This window comes from Nostoc flagelliforme FACHB-838, from assembly GCF_014698065.1.
Lineage (GTDB): Bacteria > Cyanobacteriota > Cyanobacteriia > Cyanobacteriales > Nostocaceae > Nostoc > Nostoc flagelliforme_B.
This window is the reverse complement of sequence record NZ_JACJSI010000115.1, coordinates 1-20,049: the sequence shown is the minus strand read 5'-3', so window position 1 is coordinate 20,049 and position 20,049 is coordinate 1. Positions and strand designations below refer to the sequence as shown.

General features: G+C 39.4%; 10 protein-coding genes and 1 pseudogene. All 11 read right to left on the bottom strand.

The features are described 5' to 3' along the window. Positions 1-252: 252 nt before the first annotated feature. Complete coding sequence (locus H6G97_RS31090) at positions 253-2,076, bottom strand: amidase family protein (RefSeq protein WP_190944354.1); 1,824 nt, start codon at positions 2,074-2,076, stop codon at positions 253-255. Positions 2,077-2,440: 364 nt separating this feature from the next. Beyond that, positions 2,441-3,019 (bottom strand): annotated as a pseudogene (locus tag H6G97_RS31085) (ISKra4 family transposase); the annotation flags it as partial. A 110-nt stretch (positions 3,020-3,129) separates the two neighbouring features. Beyond that, the gene (locus tag H6G97_RS31080) at positions 3,130-4,590 is read right to left on the bottom strand and encodes a hypothetical protein (RefSeq protein WP_190944353.1); all 1,461 of its coding nucleotides are present in this window, start codon (positions 4,588-4,590) and stop codon (positions 3,130-3,132) included. Between the two features lie 158 nt (positions 4,591-4,748). Next, positions 4,749-4,970 carry an MbtH family protein gene (locus H6G97_RS31075; RefSeq protein ID WP_190944352.1) on the bottom strand — a complete coding sequence of 74 codons (222 nt, stop codon included), beginning with the start codon at positions 4,968-4,970 and terminating at the stop codon, positions 4,749-4,751. A gap of 204 nt (positions 4,971-5,174) precedes the next feature. After that, on the bottom strand, positions 5,175-5,492 hold the full coding sequence (locus H6G97_RS31070) for a hypothetical protein (RefSeq protein ID WP_190944351.1): 318 nt from the start codon (positions 5,490-5,492) through the stop codon (positions 5,175-5,177). Positions 5,493-5,918: 426 nt separating this feature from the next. Beyond that, positions 5,919-6,962 carry a guanitoxin biosynthesis L-enduracididine beta-hydroxylase GntD gene (gene gntD, locus H6G97_RS31065; protein WP_190944350.1) on the bottom strand — a complete coding sequence of 348 codons (1,044 nt, stop codon included), beginning with the start codon at positions 6,960-6,962 and terminating at the stop codon, positions 5,919-5,921. A 12-nt stretch (positions 6,963-6,974) separates the two neighbouring features. After that, complete coding sequence (vioD, locus tag H6G97_RS31060) at positions 6,975-8,111, bottom strand: capreomycidine synthase (protein ID WP_190944349.1); 1,137 nt, start codon at positions 8,109-8,111, stop codon at positions 6,975-6,977. 57 nt (positions 8,112-8,168) lie between these two features. Further along, on the bottom strand, positions 8,169-9,533 hold the full coding sequence (locus H6G97_RS31055) for an MFS transporter (protein ID WP_242055456.1): 1,365 nt from the start codon (positions 9,531-9,533) through the stop codon (positions 8,169-8,171). 91 nt (positions 9,534-9,624) lie between these two features. After that, positions 9,625-13,692 carry a non-ribosomal peptide synthetase gene (locus H6G97_RS31050; protein WP_190944348.1) on the bottom strand — a complete coding sequence of 1,356 codons (4,068 nt, stop codon included), beginning with the start codon at positions 13,690-13,692 and terminating at the stop codon, positions 9,625-9,627. 25 nt (positions 13,693-13,717) lie between these two features. After that, positions 13,718-19,537, bottom strand: a complete 5,820-nt coding sequence (locus H6G97_RS31045) for a type I polyketide synthase (RefSeq protein ID WP_190944347.1) — start codon at positions 19,535-19,537, stop codon at positions 13,718-13,720. Positions 19,538-19,551: 14 nt separating this feature from the next. After that, a partial coding sequence (locus H6G97_RS31040) for a phosphopantetheine-binding protein (protein WP_242055455.1) occupies positions 19,552-20,049 on the bottom strand: 498 nt, incomplete at its 5' end.

The window sequence follows — 20,049 nt, the reverse complement described above, 5'->3', positions numbered from 1 at the left end:
CCTAATTATTGCTAATCATAGTTATTACTCCAGTACTTTTCGTTTTATTCGTATTTTATTTATCTTTAAAACTTCGGATAATACGTGATTGTCTTCGGTTCCTGAATTTAATCCACTGATGTATAAAATATCCTTTCCTAAATTTTACTCATCTCAATGATTTTTTCGCACTTGTGAGAAATCCGGGTTTAGTCAGTTGAATTTGCGCGATCGCATTCACGCTGTGCTTTGGGTACAACAACACCTATCTGGTTAACCAACGATTTCTCTAATCTCAATACTCTGTCTTCCTGTTTCTGCCTGCCGTAAGTTTTTACGATATAACCATCCCATTATACTTAATCCAAACAAACTCAAACCAGGCATTGTGTTAGGTTCAGGTACAGCTACAGCTTCGTAATTAAAAATCTCTCCCGATAGCGAAGGTGTCAGTTCAGGAGAACGTCGAAGCTTTGTTGCTTGTTCATAGGCATAGGCGTAACTGATAATTTCACCTTCGCCAAGATAATTGCCCATAAATTCTAACGATACAGGAATACCTTCTAGTGAGTATCCCATTGGGACAGTAATTGCTGGTACTCCCAGAACGTTTGCCTCAAGATAAGCAGGAAGCTCACCATAAACCGCGTAGACTTCATCTTCTTTTTCTCGTTGTGGAGCTAAATAGTTCAGGGTTGGGAAGACAAACGCATCAATGCCATTCGCACTCATAAAGTCCTCATACTGATTCTGGCGAAACTTAGCGAGCGCCTTGAGTGCTTGATCGACCTCCAGCAATTCTTCTATCGGTTTAGCTTGTCCTGAAGCAGTTATTTCAGCAAATAGTTTAAGAGATTCATAGTAGGGTTTCTCTTCTGAAGTAATAGCAAGGAGATCAGTTAATGATCTGATTTGCTCGTTCTTGTATTGCTTAAGTTTTTTGTCAACATAGTATGCATCGGTCAACAATAATCGTTCATCAGAAACAGGGTAGCCTTCTGGAGGGAAACCAGTGTACCAGGTTGTGTATGCAGGAATGTCTGCCTCAATTAGTGTTGCTCCCTGAGCCTCTAAAATCTGTTTAGCAGATTCAAAGATATTTGAAATGACAGGATCAAGAGGGGGGTTAAGAAGTTCATCAGGGAAGCTTTGACTAGTGATTGGATCGCCTTTACCAATGTAAGGACGAGGAATCCCCAAAACCTTGCCTTGAAGTGCTGTCCTGTCCAGAAAGCTGATGTATGTCTTTGGGCGAATCAAATCTACATTTGGAATGTACGGGTTCAAAACGTTGTTAGAGTCGTAGGCAACAAGTGCATCCATCGCATAGGCGATGTCTAGAACTGACTTGGCCATTGGACCAACGACGTCTCTCTCCGGTACAGATGACCAGGTACCATCTGTGGAGATTAACCCAAGGCTAGGCTTCAGAGCAACGACCGCATTATTAGCACTAGGTACGCGGATCGAGCCACCTGTTTCGCCACCCATTGTAAGCAGCGCTAACGATGCGGCTGCCGCTACAGCTGATCCACTGCTGGAACCGCCAGGTACACGCTCTAGTCCATAGGGATTAAAAACAGCTCCATAAGATTCGCTAGTTGTGCCTTCAAGCCCACCTGCTAAAGTCGCCATATTTGCCTTACCTAAGATTACGGCTCCAGCCTTCCGAAGCTGTTTTACAGTGAAGGCATCTTCAGGGGCAATCAATGATTTGAATGCTTCAAGACCGTTGGTCGTTGGCAGATTTTTGACATCGTAAGAGTCCTTAACCACAACCGGAATGCCATGCAGTGGACCTAGTATAATTCCTTTTGCCCGCAGTGCATCCAACTTAGCTGCTTCATTAAGCACATTGGGGTTGACAATAGGAACTGCATTTAACCCTGGTTTTGATTGATCATATGCTGCAATTCGGTTCAGGTATAGTTGTGTCAATTCAGTGCTAGTTAAAGCATCTGCTTGAAATGCTGCATTAAGATCGGCAATCGTAGCGTTTGTCAAATTGAAGACAGCCGCTTCTGAAACAATGGGAAAGAAGCTTACTATCAAAGACGGAGCAGTTAACAAAATAGCTTGCTGAAAATGCTGCTTCACTGGAAAATACCTCTCAGTTCCAAACTTTTTAACTAAATTCCAAACTCCATCATGACCATCTCCCAAGCAAACAAGTGGATTTACTAAAGGTTGGTTATTAACAATACCTTAGCCAAAATAAGGAGGATGAAGAGAGAGGGCCGATGTACTAGAGTTATTGTCTTGGCATAAATTTCCAAGCTTGTGTGCAATCGCAAACTTTGAAGAGATAGGGCTGCTGTAGTAGAGTTATTGTCTCTCACAACGACAACTCAAAACCCACGAACAGCCTATGCTCTTTAGGACGTATTCATCCCGTTTCTACGGGTGTTGAACCCTCGTAAATTGGCAGAGGTATTGTATTAACGTAATCAATTAATGATTAGTTGCCATCAAAAAATGCACCATAGTAGATCGCTGGCATACGAACGGTTTTATAGTCTGGCCAGTGACAGCCTGCTTTCGGTTTACCCCTGAGTCGAACTTTTCCTCCATCTACGCTGACTTTTGAAACTAATTGTTTAGCAAGTGGTAGTTGAAAATCTTGTGCCAGCGCTAGTTGTTGTTGGGTTGAGTGACCAACTTTTACTCCTGCTCAATGCCTCAATCTCAATTTCTGCTTTTTGATATGATCTCATTAGCTGATAACCTCAAACTGCACTTTTGAAGTAATGAAAAAAACCTGCTTCCTTAGCTTCAAACCAAGTCTTTGTATCTGTTTAGCTTTTAATTTCAGTTCCCCAACTAAGATGAGTGATTTTCCTGGTTTTACCGATTTTTATTTTTGTTGTTTGTTTGATAAAAAAAGGGCTATTTCTGGATCGACATATTCCAATATTTGGCTACGAACTGTTTTTTCTATACCTTCAAGGTCTATTAACTGACTCTTATCAGCTTCCGAGTACAATAATGTTGCCAGTTCTTGTAAGCAGGCTTTGATCCGTTCTTGTTTCTCTTGGCTCATAGTCAGCGATCACACAGGGTTATTTCCTTCTACATTTTCTCAGAAATGGTAAATCTTCCAAAACTGGATGATCCCTAACTATATCGTAGTCCCAAATTATTACAATTTATCTACTTAACTATTTTAATACCACGATAAAGTAATAACTCCTCCAAAAATTTTAATATATCTGCAATTTGGCAATTATTATTACTATCATCAACTACAGTCCGAGAAAACTGTAATATTTCTACCACATTTTGGATTTCTACAGAATTTATCTTTTTAATTATCAATGGAAATATTGGATGTGAAGTAACATTGATTCCAATACCATTAACAAAAACAAAAGTATTATTTCTATCTACTTGTCTAAATAAAATTTTACGTTTTGGAAAAACTTGGATAGAACTTTCATTCGTTAAAACTACCTTTTTATCTGAGATAATTTGAGATACTGACAACGGCCAAAAACCATAACAAGTTAGCATAGTTAACCATAGTTTTGTACTAGCTCGTTCAACAATTATAGAATCTACAATCCATTTAAACTTCTTAGCTGCTAACTGAATAGATTCTGGAATTTTCTCCGCACTTTCTTGTAAATCATCAGGATTAAAGAAAGATTTTGTAGTTATTTGTCTACTAGGAATAATCGATAATATAAGTGATAATAAGCCAATTCCGGCTCGAATTAAGGGGCTAACTGGATAACCCTTGAAAGAATCTCCACCTAAAATTTTCATTTCTTCATTAAGGGAATGCCATTGTGCTAATGCTTGAGTTATTCGTTTGAAGAAAAATCCTTTAATAGAATCTCCATACAAATATTTGACTTCATCACAAATCATCTGTGATAATTGCATAACCAAGTCACTGGAAGTATTAATAGCAAGAACTATTGAAACATCTCCTCCTCTAGAATCACCAACGTGCCATCTATCTGAAGGCCAATATATCATGCCTCCTGGTTCAGCTTGAAGAAGAGTAGAACTTTCAAGAAAGTCTTGATAATTTTTAGCTCCTTTTAGCTTTGGATGTTTATTTACAAATTCTGGTGTCCATGTTCTCATAGATTTTCCACCATTTATAGGGAAATAAAATGCACTTTCAGCAGGATTAAAATGGAAGTGTACGCCAAATGGAGTAACCTGATAATTTCCATAAAATATAGAATAAAAATGTCCATAGCTGATATAACCTAATGATTTGTACAAGCTCTGGAGAAAGTCATAAGTCCAATCCCAAAGAACATCGTTAACTTTGATAGCATCAATAACTAATGCATATTCTTGCCCATTCAGCATAGTAGAAATCCGTTGGTTATAACTAGCAAAAGATGCATCTTCCTTTTGCGGCAACCTTATATCTGATTTATCTAATTCTTGCAATTTTTCACCAATATAAAATCTGGTTCTATCATGTACATCATCAGCAGTATTAAAATCATTAACAACTATTTTAAACAACTCATCTGAAGCTACAGGAGGAGAGATGAAAGAGTGTTTGATTGCTAAATTGTCTTTTTCCCAATTGTTTAATGCAAATTTACTCCAAAACTGCTGAGATAAACTGGTATGTATGGTAGTCATATATTTCTCTGGTTAATTAAAGTCTTGTTTTAGTTTCGTGTTTATCAATTGTGAAAATTACAAGTGCAAAATCCCGTTAAAAACTTGTTTTCACCAATATATAAGTAAGCCTAAAATAATAAGACATCTGAATATTGGCGAAAACTTTAAAATAATGCTTACATATTTGTTTCAGCCTGCATTTTTTTTCTCAGGCTAAGTGGTCTCATATCAGTCCAGGCTTCTTGAATGTAAGTTAAGCACTCCTTTTTTAACCCTCTTATACCAACATCTTTCCAACCAAAAGCATTCTGCATATCTGCTGGCCAGATTGAATACTGCTCTTCATGGTTAATAACCACTTTATAAATCTTAGTGTCTTCTTTGTCATCTCTATTCATTGTTATCTCCTGTTATTTATTACATAACTCCAAAAGTTTAGCTTCTCATAGCAGATATTTGTGAGATACAAAAATACCGTATTTACCTCAAGATATCAGGGAGGGTTGGGATGTACTTCATTTCCTTGCAAATGAGACATATATTATTCATCTCTTCGTTATCTACTGTCTGTTAATAATCAATTTTTTAGTAATGTTACTATCTCAAATTGCAGAAATACTAACTTTTACTGGTTCATCAGTTGAAACATCAAATTGCAGCACGGTTTTACAAAAAGCTTGCCATTCAGGGGTAATATTATTATAAACAATATGATCATCAAAAAAAATTCCATCTGTAACGACATAGTTTTCTTGCAAATAAACTACATCTTCATCAGTAAGCTTTCGCTCGTATTGAACTTCTTTACCATCAATATATTGGCTTTCTTTTTTTAGATAATCAACTTGTGTATCCCAATTAAGGAACTGACATAATTCTTGAACTAAGTAAGCTTTGCAGTATTTTCCTACTGTTGCCATGATGTTACCTAAGTGTGGAATTTGAGTAGATAATTTGTTAAGGATATTAATCAGGCATAAGAACCCTACTCAATACTGTTCGGTTAAGCATTTTTAACTTGGAATTGGGTTTTGGGAAAAGGTTAAAGGGTAAGGGTTAAAGGTTTTTCTTTCTCCTTTTACCCTTCCCCTTTCCCCCTTAACCGAAAAGTATTGGAACCCTACTTTCATCTCCTATAAAAGGAGATGAAATAGGATTTAGTAACCTCAAGATATGGAGAGTAATTTGATTAACTAACAGCTATACCAGCAAGATAAAAGCTTTCATGAAGACAAATCGTAGTCCTAAAGTTCGATAAAATCAGAGTTATAGTCGCTGACTACAAAGGAATGATACTGGAATGAACGAGTTTCTAGATACTCAACATAGCCTAGCTATTTTGATATCTACAAAATGATTCTTGATGTGCTTGCAGCTCGAGAATCTCTTGACTTTCTCAGGTCTTTTGTAATATTTACTCGCTTCAACCATCGGTCTTTCCCATCATACTTGGCTTTAAATGGATTTCTCCCATGAACAACTCTGAAATTATCGATCAAACAATAATCTCCTGGTTGTAAAGTAATAGGTTCAATGTTCCCATCTATGGCTCTAACTAAAGCATCAAAGGCGTTTTGTGCTTCTTCGTTATTATTTAGCTGATCCATAAAATATGGATCAAGACGTAAATAAGGCGATTCAGGAGAACCAAATAAAACTGAGATTTTATCTCCGGCACAAGAATTCATTTTGTTGATTTTTTCATAGGACAAAGTAATCAAATTAGAGCCATCATTTTCTCGTGATTTCTTTCTAATTTCTGATTCATTCTTTTCCAAATGCGATTCATCTGGGCGGATATAAAAGTTGGGTTCAAACAACGCCTGAATTTGTTCTTGTTTTAGTTGTTCTACATTTAAATTCCCTATGGTTGTCGCAATTTCGTCGGGATTACGCAAGCATAAAAAAATAACGTAGTCAGCTCGGTAAGGATGAAAAGCATCTTCGTTGTGCCACCATAAAGTTTGCGAACTTCCAGATCCTAATTGTTCATTTTCATGGCTTTGGATAGGAAAAATGTCATGAACAATATATCCATCTTGTTGAGTAGACCAACCAAAAACTTCTCCTAACAAAGAACCGTATAAAACAAGCAAAATTTGCTCTTCCAGTGTGTGTAAAGCATCGGCTTTCCACTTCCAATGACTAGGTGTTAAGCCAATTTTAGAATCATCGATAGGATAACCTGAAATTATACATGTACCTAGATTGTTCTCTATTAATCTAAAATCATTGATGAACTTACGAATTCGCCAAGGTAGTTCCTGAGCATATAGACATGAGTCTTTGATGAAATCATGATCTTCTACAGAATTGTAATGCGAGGTAATATCTTTCAGTAATGATTGAATATCACTGATTTCTTGATGAGATAATACAATTCTAGACATGATTTTACTCCTTTATATATGTATTAATTGTGTGTTTGAATGATAAACACTTAACATCTGAGACAAACGTGAAAGACCCACTTTTAATTTGGCTGTAGAACCACCAAATCCTAAGCGCACATGATGTGGATGATGAAAACAAGTACCAGGTAAAAGTAAAACCCCGTGAGGATTGATTAAATGATGGCAAAAATCTTCAATATCTGAAATGTCTCGGAAGCGTAAAAAAGCAGTTACTCCGCCTTGTGGTTTTACCCACTCCACAAAATCCCGATTTGTTTCAACCCACTCAGCCAGAATTTCTCGGTTAGTGTAAGCTTGTTTTTGACGAATATTGAGAAGACAATCTGCATTTTCAATCGCACGTTGAGCAACTAGTTCAACTAATGGTGAAAGAGCCAGACTAATATAGTCACGCAGATGAATACAATCTTCTAATACATCAGGTGGAGCAAAACACCAACCGACTCTTAATCCTGGTAAACCATAAGCTTTGGATAAAGTTCCAAATGAGATGGCTTTGTCGTATAACAAACTAACTTCTGGGAGAGGAGGACGATCGTATGTTAATTCGAGAAATGCTTCGTCCCATGCCAGGTAAGCTCCTACTCCAGCCGCGAAGTTAATTAATTCTGTTTGCTGTTCTAAGCTTACTGAAACTCCAGTGGGATTGTGAGGAAAATTCACAATTATCATACGTGTATTTTGAGTAATTAAACTTTTTAATTCTTCAAAATCTGGAGCAAATTGCTGCTCAAATTTTAATTGCCAGTATTTGATTTGACAACCAATAGATTCAGCAATGTGAACTAGAGAGTGATAAGTAGGCTCTAAAACTATTACTTCGTCACCAGGCTTTAATAGTGCGTTCATCACTAAGAATATGGCTTCACTAGAACCGTTGGTTGCCATAACTCTTGAGATGTCTCCCTTTCCCCACCGTTGAGCGATCGCTTTTCGCAATCCCAAACTTCCCAAAGAAGGACTGTCATGGAAAATTAGTTGATCAAACTCTTCTTGTTGGAGTCCAATTAGTTGACGAAGTTCGACCATTGAGAAATCCTCTACACCGCTACTACTAATATCAATTTCATTAGTAAAGTAGTAGTCGCGTAACCAATTCTCTAAAAGAGCCGAGGCGATTTTCATTGTGCTATTTCCTTATTGATAAAGTTAGGAGTAAACTTTTCAGACTGCCATGAAAAATTATTCACTAAATGATTCATGATGATTTTTTGTAGCAGGATCGGCGATTGCATCGGGTAACTCTTTTTCTACCAGCCGTAAACGAGGATACTGATAAGCAATAATTGCGATCGCCATCGTTAGCGCTCCGATGATTATAAACATCAAAGCAATTCCACGTCCTTTTCCTATACCAATCAATTGTCCAATGTTTCCAGCTAAGGCTCCATTAGGGGCTAACAGAGGTTCAAAAACTCGGTCGGCTAGGGGGCCTGCTAATAGATAAGACACAGGAATGCATGACTCAGTAATCATTCCCATTAAGGCAAAGACTCTTCCTTGGATATCAGGGACAACTTTTTTCTGAAATATGACATCTATGGAAGTATTAGTGATTGGTAGGCTCAGGAAGAAAAGAAAAGCACTTAGGGCAACCAGCGAAGTATCAGCCTTTAGTCCGACAGATAGAATAGATAAACCACTTAGCAGCAAAAAGCAAAAGACATTCCTCATGAGGTGCTGTGAGCCTCCCCAAGTACTCATGAGCAAGGTGCCAACTAACATGCCACTACCACCAATAGACAGTACAGTACCGAGTGCAGCTGGTGAGGCAAAAGACAATATTAATGGAGTCGCTAATACTTCCACTATGCCCCCAAGGGAATTAGTAGCAGCTACAAGGAGCGTTAATCCCAACAGACCCGGACGAGTTTTAATGTATGTCCAACCTTGAAGAATCTCCCTTAGTAAGGAACTTTTTTCTTGATTGTCGGCTTTAGTCCTATGTTCGGGAAACTTAATAAACAGCAGCGTTATGAGAGCAAATAAGAAGGTAATAAAGTCAAGCAGAAATACCCCTTGAATCTGAATAGTTGTTACCAAAACCCCCGCTAGAATTGGTGAAGTTAGTTGAGCAATTGATTCACTCAGATGGATTAGACCACTAGCTCGGCTAAGGTGTTGTTTAGGTACTAACTGTGTGGTAGCAGCAAGATAAGCTGGCCACTGAAAAGAACTACAGATAGAACTGACAGCTGTACCTAGATAAATCTGCCAGATTTCTAGTTTCCCCACGAAGAATAAAATAGCGATCGCCAGAGTCACCAATCCAGCTCCCGTGTCACCAAATAGCATTGCTTGACGGCGGTTCCACCGATCCACGAAAGCACCTGCAAAAGGGGAAATCAGGATCTTTGGTAAAACTGTGGATACAGAAATGAGCGCTAACTGGGTAACTGACCCTGTGCGCTGGTAAACCCACACACCTAGTGCAAAACCAGTGAGGCTGGAGCCAATCAGAGACATTAATTGTCCAAACCAGATCGCAAAAAAGACCTGCATTCGTCTATTTTTGGATATGTAGGTTATTTGTTTCTCTTCAGTCATCTGGTTGTACCTGGTAGAAGTCTACTCGAAAGTGTGAGTTATTTGATTATCTTCATCTACCTTGAAAATAGACGCGGAGGTTAAATTTTCATCAGAGACTGAGTTGTACTCGATCGAGGCAAATTTTCAACTGCTTTGCGAGAACTTGCACATGGGGTTCAGCCATCATCGTCACATGCTCGCCGGCAACGGTGTAAGTTTGTATTGGTTGGCGAGAAAGTTGATCCCAGCCGACTGTGGGATCGCTATTTAATTCCCAATTAGTTCGGAAGAGATTAATTTTATTTGGATAGACCTCCTGTGGTAAATACAAACCGGAAGCTTGAGCCTTGAAAACTTTTAGAAGACCGCGAAGTTGCTCTGGAGTTGCATCCGCAGCAAAGAAGTTGACTGTTTTCAACTGTTCTAGGACATAATTTAATTGCTCATCTAGGGAGAGCGACTGGAGAGCATCGTAGAATACTGACAATTGCTTGTTCAAAAAACTTTCTATAATGCTTGCAAGCTCAACTAGATATCCAGTGTCATCTTGCTCAATCTCGATAAACTTGTTGCCAGGAATCGGTGCTAAAGTATCCATCAGAGCTAGTAAGGCTACCTCTTCCCCCTGCTTTTGTAACTGCAAGGCCATCTCAAAAGCAACAAGACCGCCAAAGGAATGACCTCCTAGTAAGTATGGACCTTGGGGTTGAATTGTTCGCAGGGCTTCTAGGTTATAAGCTGCGATCGCTTCGATTGTGGTGTGAGGTTCTTGTTCTCCATCCAAACCCCGCGCTTGCAATCCATAAAAAGGTTGATCTGAACCTAAGTAACGTGCTAAGTGATACAAATAGAAAGTATATCCACCACCTCCAGGTATACAAAAGAATGGTTTTTTTGAGCCACTAGGCTGAATTGCTACCACAGGAGACCAGGGGAGGCGTTCTGTTGGTTGACGAAGTGTATTAGCTAATTGCTCAATAGTGGGAGCCTGAAATAATTGAGCTAAGGGTAATTTCTGTCCTAGCTGCTGGTGAATCTGAGCCATCAGGCGCACTACCAAAAGAGAGTGACCACCGAGATTAAAGAAGTTATCAGCTATGCCAATTGGTCGGACATCTAAGATATCTTCCCAGATGTATGCTAGTTGTAATTCTAAATTGTTACGGGGTGGAGTGAAGCTTTGCCGCTCTATTTTGTCTGTATCAGGTGCTGGAAGGCGATGGCGATCTACTTTACCATTAGGGTTTAGTGGTAAACTCTTTAAGGGCACTATAAATGAGGGTAGCATATACTCAGGTAATTTTGCTTTCAGAAAATGCAATAATTCCCCAGTTGCCAGAGACCCCTGATTGAGGGTAATATAAGCTACTAAACGTTTGTTACCAGCTATATCTTCACGAGCCATAACTACTGCCTGCTGGATATCAGGGTACTGGCTCAATGCCGCCTCAACCTCTCCAATTTCAATCCTGAAACCACGTATTTTTACTTGATGATCTAGACGACCAAGGTATTCAATCTGTCCATCACTTAAATAGCGGACTAGATCGCCAGTTTTGTATAGACGTGTCCCTTGTTCTTGACTAAAAGGATTGGGGATAAATTTTTCCGCAGTCAATTGGGGATGGGTGAGATAGCCACGGGCCAAGCCAGCACCGCCTAAATATAGTTGCCCCGGAACGCCGATAGGTACTGGTTGCAGATAATTATCCAAAACATAAGTTTGTTTATTTGCGATCGCATAACCAATAGAAGGTAACTGATTAGCTCCTTTTTTGACTAAAGCAAAGGTTGAGTATGTTGTGTCTTCTGAAGGGCCGTAGAGATTAAAAACTTGTTGAATTGTTTCCCTTTGATATATCTGCTGTACAAGGGAATTTTGCAGAGGTTCACCTGCTAAATTGACCACGCTCACACTCTCAGGTAAGCCATTAATTCTTAATAATTCAATGAGGATAGAAGGAACCGTATTAATTAAAGTAACATCTTGTCGGCTAGCTAGGGTGGGTAAATGTAATGCATTTTCAGCCAAGATCACCTTACCACCGCAACTAAGAGGAACAAATAACTCAAAAATTGACAGATCAAAGCAAATGGAGGTAGAGGCCAAGACACCCCTAAGTTGCTCTTTTGTAAAGACATCTTGTGCCCAATCTAACAATAAAACCGCATTGCGGTGTTCGATTGTTACCCCTTTGGGTCTTCCTGTGGAGCCAGATGTGTAAATCACATAGGCCAGATTTTCACTTTGAACCTCAGTTATAAGATTCTCTTGCTGGTTTTGAGAAATTTTCTGCCAATCTGTATCTATACAGACTACATGAGAATCATGGTCAAATTTAGTGAGCAAATGCTTCTGGGTTAACAACACAGGTGCTTGTGTATCAGTTAACATGAATGCCAATCGCTCTTGAGGATACACTGGGTCTAAAGGCAGATATGCACCGCCTACCTTGAGAATTGCGAGAATTGCCACTAGCATTTCTATAGAGCGCTTGATGCAAAGACCGACTAACACCTCTGGCCCTACCCCCAAACCTTTGAGATGATGAGCCAAACAATTGCTGCGCTGGTTTAGCTCTTGATAGGTAAGATAGTGTGATTCAAAAACCACTGCTACCGCATCAGGGGTTTGCTCTACCTGAGCTTCAAATAGGTGATGAATGCACCGATTTTGTGGGTAAAACACTTGGTTCTCATTCCAAGTTCTCAGTAACTGGTGGCGTTCGGGTGTAGACAAGAGTGGTAAATCAGAAACCTTTTGTTGAGGGTTTAGAGCGATCGCTTCTAGCAATGTTTGAAAATGACTCAACATTCGGGTAATCGTGCTGGCATCAAACAAATCGGTGTTGTATTCTAAAGCCCCTACTAATCCTTGTTCGCTATCCTCTATTGATAGCGTCAAATCGAATAGTGCCGTATCACCCTCAATTTCTAAGGTATTGATGCTCAATCCTGGTAGTTCCAGATCCGACTCTGGAGAATTTTGCAGCACAAACATCACTTGGAATAAGGGTTGATAACTTAAGTCGCGTTGAGGCTGTAGAACTTCCACTAATTGTTCAAAGGGAAGGTCTTGATGAGCATAAGCACCTAAAGTTACTTCTCGCACTCTTTGCAGTAACTCTGGGAACTGGGGATTGCCGCCGAGATTAGTCCGTAGCACCAAAGTATTGACGAAAAATCCAATCAATTGCTCAGTTTCGCTGCGATTGCGATTGGCAATGGGTGAGCCAACGCAGATATCTTCTTGACTAGTGTATCGGTAGAGTAAAGTTTGAAATGCTGCTAACAGGGTCATAAACAAAGTTACTTCTGAGCGGAGGCTAAAGACCTTGAGTGCCTCACTCAGACTTTGCGCTAGCACCAGCGATTGGGTAGCACCACGAGAACTGCGTAACGCCGAACGCGGTCGGTCAGTGGGCAGTTGTAGTACTGGTGCGTCTGTTAGTTGTTTTTGCCAATAATGAAGTTGATCTGCTAGAACTTTTTTTTGCAACCATTCTTGCTGCCACAAGGTAAAGTCAACGTACTGGATGGGTAATTCTGGCAGTGGGGAAATTTTTCCCCGATCGAAGGCTGTGTAAATAGTAGCCAATTCCTGAATTAAAACTCCAATAGACCAACCATCGGAGATAATATGATGCATTGTTACCAACACTACATGTTCTTCTACACCTAACTTAAGTAGTGTGACTCGGAGCAATGGCCCTTGCGCCAGTAAAAAAGGTTGCATCGTCTCGGCTGTGGCTAGATGCTGCACTTGTTGCTCCTGTGCCTTTTCTGGCAATCCACCCAAGTCTACTATAGGCAGGTGCAAATGCAAAAAGGAAGCGATTGCCTGTTGCGGTTGGCCATCGATCGTTATAAATGTAGTCCGTAATACTTCATGACGACGGACGATTTCATTTAAGCTCTGCTGGAATGCTATTACATTGAGTTTACCTACTAAGCGTATAGTCTGGGAAAGGTTATAAGCAGTGTTACCAGATTCTAATTGGTCGAGAAACCATAGTCGCTGCTGGGCAAAGGATAAAGGAAAAAAGTTAGAATCTCTACTTTGAGGTTTGATTTTTGTTGGCGATAAAACATCTCCTTTTTCCTTGTTCAGCCTTTGTGCCAAAATCTTCAGTTTCTCTGGAGAAAGCCTAGCGATGCGTTGGGAAAGTTCACTCATTTGAAACCCCAGGTGCAATTATTATTTAATCTTGAGAGGTGAGTATTCCTTGCAGTTCTTCTTCCGACAAATTTTCGATATCGGCTAAAATTTGGGCTAATTTTTCTTCTTCTGTTAAATCAGTTAATCTTGCTAAAATTGCTTCAGCTAATTCTGCTATAGTCGGGGCATTAAAGAAGAGTTTATAAGGTAATTCTACCTCAAATTTCTTACAAATACGAGAAACAAGTTGAGTAGCAAATAAAGAATCGCCTCCCAATTCAAAAAAGTTATCGTAAATACCTATCTTTTTAATACCTAAAAGTTCTTGCCAAATTTCAGTTAAAGAGCGTTCTACCTCGTTACGACTAGCAACATAAGTGTTTTCTAAATGGGGACGAAGGTGATTTGATTGTAACCAAGTTTCTTTAACTAATGCTGCTGCGGGTTGGACACAATGCTTTTGCTGCATCAAAGTTGGCAAATCTTGTTTTGATACGGCTATTTGAGGTAAATTACTAGTTGGCAAAATGCGTTTGAAAGCCTCCACTCCTTGTGTAAATGCCAGACTTTCTCCTTGTCTTTCTGCATTTTGTAATAGATCTAAACTATGCCATCTATCCCAATTTATAGATTTAATTGATCCGGCATTTCTAGAGTTACTGTAGTGAGCAAATGCATCTAAGAAAGCATTGCTGGCGGTAGCTTCTAACATTCCTGTAGTACCGTCAAAAGAAACGAGTGATGAACAAAGGATGAAAAAATCTAGTTTAGCTTCTTGGAAGAGAGACTCAAGTAATCGTGTACCGATGACTTTCGATGCCATTGCATTTGCTGTGGCTTCTTTTGTTTTTACTTGAATCATACCTTCTCCTGAAACCGTTGCGGTATGGATCACGCCATGAATTTGACCAAATTTATGATTAGCTTTTTTAATTGCTGCTGCTAGTTGTTGGGAGTTACTCAAATTGGGACTAAGGATCATAATTTCTACCCCTAGCGCTGCGATCGCTTGTAATTTTCTTATTTTATAGCTAACATCATCCTGCTGTTGATTAGTAGATAGCCATTTTTCCCACTCATCTTGCTGGGGAAAAACTGCACACGTTAGTAGTATAAGTTTTGCCTGTACAGCGTGGGCAAGATATTCTGCAACTGCTAAACCAAAGTCTTCTAATACATCTGTAATTAGATAAACGCCTTCTGGTCTTAATTGGGGTATTCCTTCTCCAACTCCTTGCAAATGAACTGGTTCAAAAGTTTGTACCCAGCGATGATATCCACGGTAAGCAATAATCCGGTCAGATTTACTACTAGTAAATTCGCTTAGTAATTGGTCTACAAGTCTGTTCTCTTCCCAACTTTCGCCATGAGGAAGAATAATATCAATACTCTGACAAACTATGTGTGAATATTCTTGGGGAATTACCTGACAAGGCCCCATAATCAGGGCTTTTTCTGGGCATAAAATCTCTGTACCTGTTACATCTTGCAGATTATTTGACACAATTTCAATTGCTACAGAATTTGTGAGATTTTGTTGTGCGATCGCCTGTGTCAAAAATAGCAAGCTGTAAAAGCCAAAAGCTTCATATTTTTCGCTATCTTCAATTATTGACGATGAAGTAACACTCCATAAATGGACAATTGTTTTTGGAGCTTTGCCCAGTATACAGAGGTCTTTTAGTAAAGCATGATAATCCTCTGGATATCTGGGATTAATTGTATATATATATTCAGAAAATTCGTTTTCTTTTTGAAATTTATCTCCAATTTTGACGCTAACTACATTGTGGTTTTCAAGTTTGAGGCGTTGAACTATTTTTTCACCGAAACCACATTCATCCACAAAAACTAAACAGCATCCTAATTCAACAGTTGACTGAGGTTGTATTGAGCGCTTCCACGATGGAATATAAAACCAGTCAGCAATTTCCCTCTGTTCAGACAATAAATCTGAGTGCCGATGGTCAATATTTTTTTTCTCTGCTGATACAGTAAACGCTTTTGGAGCCTCATCAGTTATTAAAGTCGAAGCCTGGGCCAGTAAAACCTGTTCTCCATAAGCTTCAGTTTCTGAAAAAGCCACAACCTCAACAAATCCATGTTCATGTAATACTTTCTGCCATTGCTCCTTTGACAAAAAGGGATTACCTTTACTGCGTTCTTCATCCTCCAAGGGATTCATTAGCAAACCGTCACCAATATCGAAGTCTAATTGAGGTTGAGTTATTTCCCACAATAGTAAAAATCCTCCAGGTGCTAGCAGAGAGCGAACATGCTCAAGTGTTTCTGCCATGTTCCGCGTTACGTGCAGCACATTTACAGCCAGCACTAGATCAAAGCTGTGCATCTTGTAGCCCTGATGTATTGGCAATTTTTCAATATCTAGAAAACGATATTCTACAAATGGATAGTCACTAAATCTCTGTTGAGCTTGTTTGAGAAACAAACCACCTATATCGGTGAAGGTGTAATTAGTTTGCCGCAATGATAATATCGGCAATAATTCTGCTGTAGCAATTCCAATTCCACCCCCAATTTCCAGAATTCTTAGATTCACATCTGGCGGTAATGACTTTACTACTGCTTCCACACTTGAGCGCAAGATTGCTTTGATATAGCTATTTAAAGGCGATTCTAATGGTAAGCTTTCTTCTTCTGGTTCCTTACCATTGGTGTATAAATCGTCTTCTGTCGCTAAATATAATTCCAGAGGTTCTTTCTCACCAATGAGTACTTCTGCCAGATGTTCACCACAAATTTGGATACTTTTAAGCATTTGAGGCGCGTCTACTCGCCTGACTTTAACTTCTTCTAAAATAGAATCTAAAGATTTTTTAGTTAAGGGTGCTAAGTTATAAAATAGCCCTTTTTCTTGCTGTAACTGTCCTTGCTCTACCAAAATATTTAGCCATCGATATAGCAACTGTTGATAGCGAGGAATAATTTTATATTTTTCAAACAGCATCTCCAGGGAATATTTTTCTTCTGGATGAAGCAAAACCCCTAAATTATGCAAAGCCAGATGAATGTAGGCAATACATAAACGATCTAACCATTGTTTATTTACCAAATAACTTGATTGATCTAGTGCAGAGATGTTGCTACTAGCTTGTAACTGCCCTGCTTGGACAAAAGTTTGCCACAGTTGAGCAGATGTTAATCTTTGTTGTACCTGTAAGTCGGCAGTTTTTGGTTGTAGCTCAATCCAGTAACGTTGGCGCTCAAAAGGATAAGTTGGTAAGGGAAGGCGATAACGCTGCTCATGGGTATAAAAATCTGACCAATTTACTTGTACACCACTTAACCAAAGTTCAGCCAGATTGGTCAGCAAAAAAGCAACATCTGATTGGTCATCTTGCGGGTGACGGACTGAAGAAAGTACAACTTGTTCCTCTGTTTTGTCTGGATGTTGCAAAGCTAATGTACTCAACACTCTACCAGGCCCAACCTCTAGTAGGACTTGATTTGGTTCTTTGAGTAATTCTTGTAAACCTTGAGCAAATTGCACTGTTTGGCGCAGATGCTTCGACCAATAACTAGGATCTGTTGCCTCTGCTGCTGTAACCCAAATGCCAGTTACATTAGATAGATAAGGAATTTGTGGAGCCTTCAGACTAATCTTTTTCACCTGGTCAGTGAAAGGCTTTAAAATAGGCTCGACCATCTGAGAATGAAAAGCATGGGAGGTATGTAGACGGCGACACTCTACACCTTGATTTGCTAGCTGGTTTTGTAATACTTCCACAGCATCCATCAAACCAGAAACCACACAAAGAGATGCTCCGTTAATTGCCGCTAATGAGAGGTGCTTATTCAGCAAGGGTTGCACCTCATTTTCTGGCAACGGGACGGCAAGCATTGATCCTGGTGGTAGTAGTTGCATAAGTTTTCCTCGTGCAGCTACTAAAGACAAAGCATCTTCTAAAGAGAACACACCTGCTAGGCATGCAGCAACATATTCACCAATACTGTGACCAATCATTGCCACCGGATGAATACCCCATGACATCCACAATTTAGCTAGGGCATACTCAATCATAAAGAGGGCTGGTTGGGTAATAGCAGTCTGTTGGAGTTGATCCGCCGCTTCTTGTACTTGTTCTTCGCTAGGGTATAGGATCGATTTGAGGTCTAATCCCAGGTGTGGTTTGAGGATTTCAACACAAAGGTCAACCTGCTGGCGAAAAGTCGGTTCCGTCTGGTAAAGTTCCAGAGTCATATTGACATATTGCGCTCCCTGTCCGGGAAACATAAACACGAGTGATCGCTCTTTTACCTCCTGAGATGTCAAAACTCTTTGTGGTTCGAAGGAACTCAGTGTATTAACAATATCTTCAATATCTTTACAGACTAATACTCGTCGGTAATTAAAAGCCCTGCGACCTTTATTAAGAGTATAAGCAACATCAGCAAGATTAATTTCTGGATGCTGTTTTAAGTACACAACTAAATTTTTAGTTGCAGCCTCAAGCGCAGATTTGGTTTTAGCAGAGATTGTCACTATCTGCCAAGGTTTAGATGTTTCAGAAGGTATGATAGTAGGAGCTTCTTCCAAAACAACGTGGACATTTGTACCCCCGACACCAAAAGAACTTACCCCAGCGCGGCGAGGAGTCCCCTGGTTTTTCCATTCAGACAATGTTGAATTGACATAAAAGGGACTGTTAGCAAAATCAATCTTAGAATTAGGTTCTTGAAAGTGCAAACTAGGCGGCAATAACTCGTTTTTAAATGCCAAAGCAGTTTTAATTAAACCTGCTACACCGGCTGCTGTATCTAAATGTCCGATGTTAGTTTTCACTGAACCAATGGCACAGAAGCCTTTCTTTTGGCTACCAGCACGAAACGCTTGTGTTAGTGCTGCGATTTCAATGGGATCGCCCAAAACTGTGCCAGTACCGTGAGTTTCAATATAAGTAATTGTTTCCGGTTCAACTTCAGCTATTAATTGGGCTGCTCTAATTACTTTGGCTTGGCTATCTATACGAGGTGCTGTATAACTTAATTTAAACGAACCATCATTATTCGTAGCTGAACCTTTAATAACAGCATATATTGTGTCGCGATCTTTGATAGCATCTTCTAATCGCTTCAAAACCACAATACCTACACCATCACCGGAAATAGTTCCTTGTGCTTTGGCATCAAAGGCGCGGCAGTGACCATCGGGAGATGAAATTCCTCCTTCTACATAAACATAACCAGCTTTTCCTTGAGATTGAATTGAGACACCACCAGCCAAAGCCATGTCACATTCACCACTCAGCAAACTTTGACAGGCTAAATGAACAGCAACTAATGAAGTAGAGCAAGCAGTTTGAATTGTATAACTCGGCCCTTCTAAATTAAGTTTGTAAGAGACGCGTGTGGCTAAATAATCTTTGTCAATGCCAATGGCAATTTGATCGTCATCAACTGAATCTATAAGGTTTTGGTTTGAGTAAAGATTGAGTAAGTAAGAAGGTAAGCTAGCACCAGCATAAACACCAATCGAACCTTCATAAGTTTCAGAATCATAACCAGCATTTTCTAGAGCTTCCCAAGCAGACTCTAAGAAAATGCGATGTTGTGGATCGGTAATTTCTGCTTCTCTAGGAGTAAAACCAAAAAATGCAGCGTCAAAAAATTCTACATCTTCTAATATTGCCCCAGCTTTGATATAATTTTGGTCACTTAATTGGGCTGGGCTTATTCCTGAACTTAGTAACTCTTCATCACTATAGAAAGCAATTGATTCTACACTATTTTGCAGGTTATGCCAGAATTCATCAGTGTTTCTTGCTCCGGGAAAACGTCCAGAAATTCCGATGATTGCAATTTCTAAACCTGTTTGATTACTAACAATACTTGACCTATCCATTATTTATAATCCTCTTAATTGTTATTTGACTTAATTTGTTGTAGGCGTTTTTTCAGTCGAGCTTTACCTTCTTTGAGTTTTTCTGTTTGAATATTGGTTTCCTCAACAAATGATGGTGGATTAAAGGAGAAATTTAAGTACTCTACCAACGAATTAATGGTTGGATATCTGAACATATCGAGTATTGTTAAGTCTGTTTGTGAGACTTGCTTCAATTGTGTATGAACCTGAACCATAAGCAAGGAATGTCCACCAAGTTCAAAGAAGTTATCGTGAATGCCTACTTTTTCTAAATTAAGAACCTTTTGCCAAATAACAGCAATATTTTGTTCTAACTCAGTTCTGGGGACAACATAAGCAACTTCAGACTCTAGACCAAGGCTATGAGGTAAAGGTAAAGCCTGGCGGTCAACTTTGCCATTATGATTGAGTGGCAAATGGTCTAAAAGGGCGATCGCCTGTGGAATCATATACTCAGGCAATCTCTCACTCAAAAACAGACGCAGTTGTTG

Excerpts from the sequence above, each read along its gene's own strand:
- gntD (WP_190944350.1), bottom strand. The coding sequence starts at position 6,962 with ATGTCTAGAATTGTATTATCTCATCAAGAAATCAGTGATATTCAATCA.
- H6G97_RS31050 (WP_190944348.1), bottom strand. The coding sequence starts at position 13,692 with ATGAGTGAACTTTCCCAACGCATCGCTAGGCTTTCTCCAGAGAAACTG.
- H6G97_RS31055 (WP_242055456.1), bottom strand. The coding sequence starts at position 9,533 with ATGACTGAAGAGAAACAAATAACCTACATATCCAAAAATAGACGAATG.
- H6G97_RS31080 (WP_190944353.1), bottom strand. The coding sequence starts at position 4,590 with ATGACTACCATACATACCAGTTTATCTCAGCAGTTTTGGAGTAAATTT.
- vioD (WP_190944349.1), bottom strand. The coding sequence starts at position 8,111 with ATGAAAATCGCCTCGGCTCTTTTAGAGAATTGGTTACGCGACTACTAC.
- H6G97_RS31045 (WP_190944347.1), bottom strand. The coding sequence starts at position 19,537 with ATGGATAGGTCAAGTATTGTTAGTAATCAAACAGGTTTAGAAATTGCA.
- H6G97_RS31070 (WP_190944351.1), bottom strand. The coding sequence starts at position 5,492 with ATGGCAACAGTAGGAAAATACTGCAAAGCTTACTTAGTTCAAGAATTA.
- H6G97_RS31075 (WP_190944352.1), bottom strand. The coding sequence starts at position 4,970 with ATGAATAGAGATGACAAAGAAGACACTAAGATTTATAAAGTGGTTATT.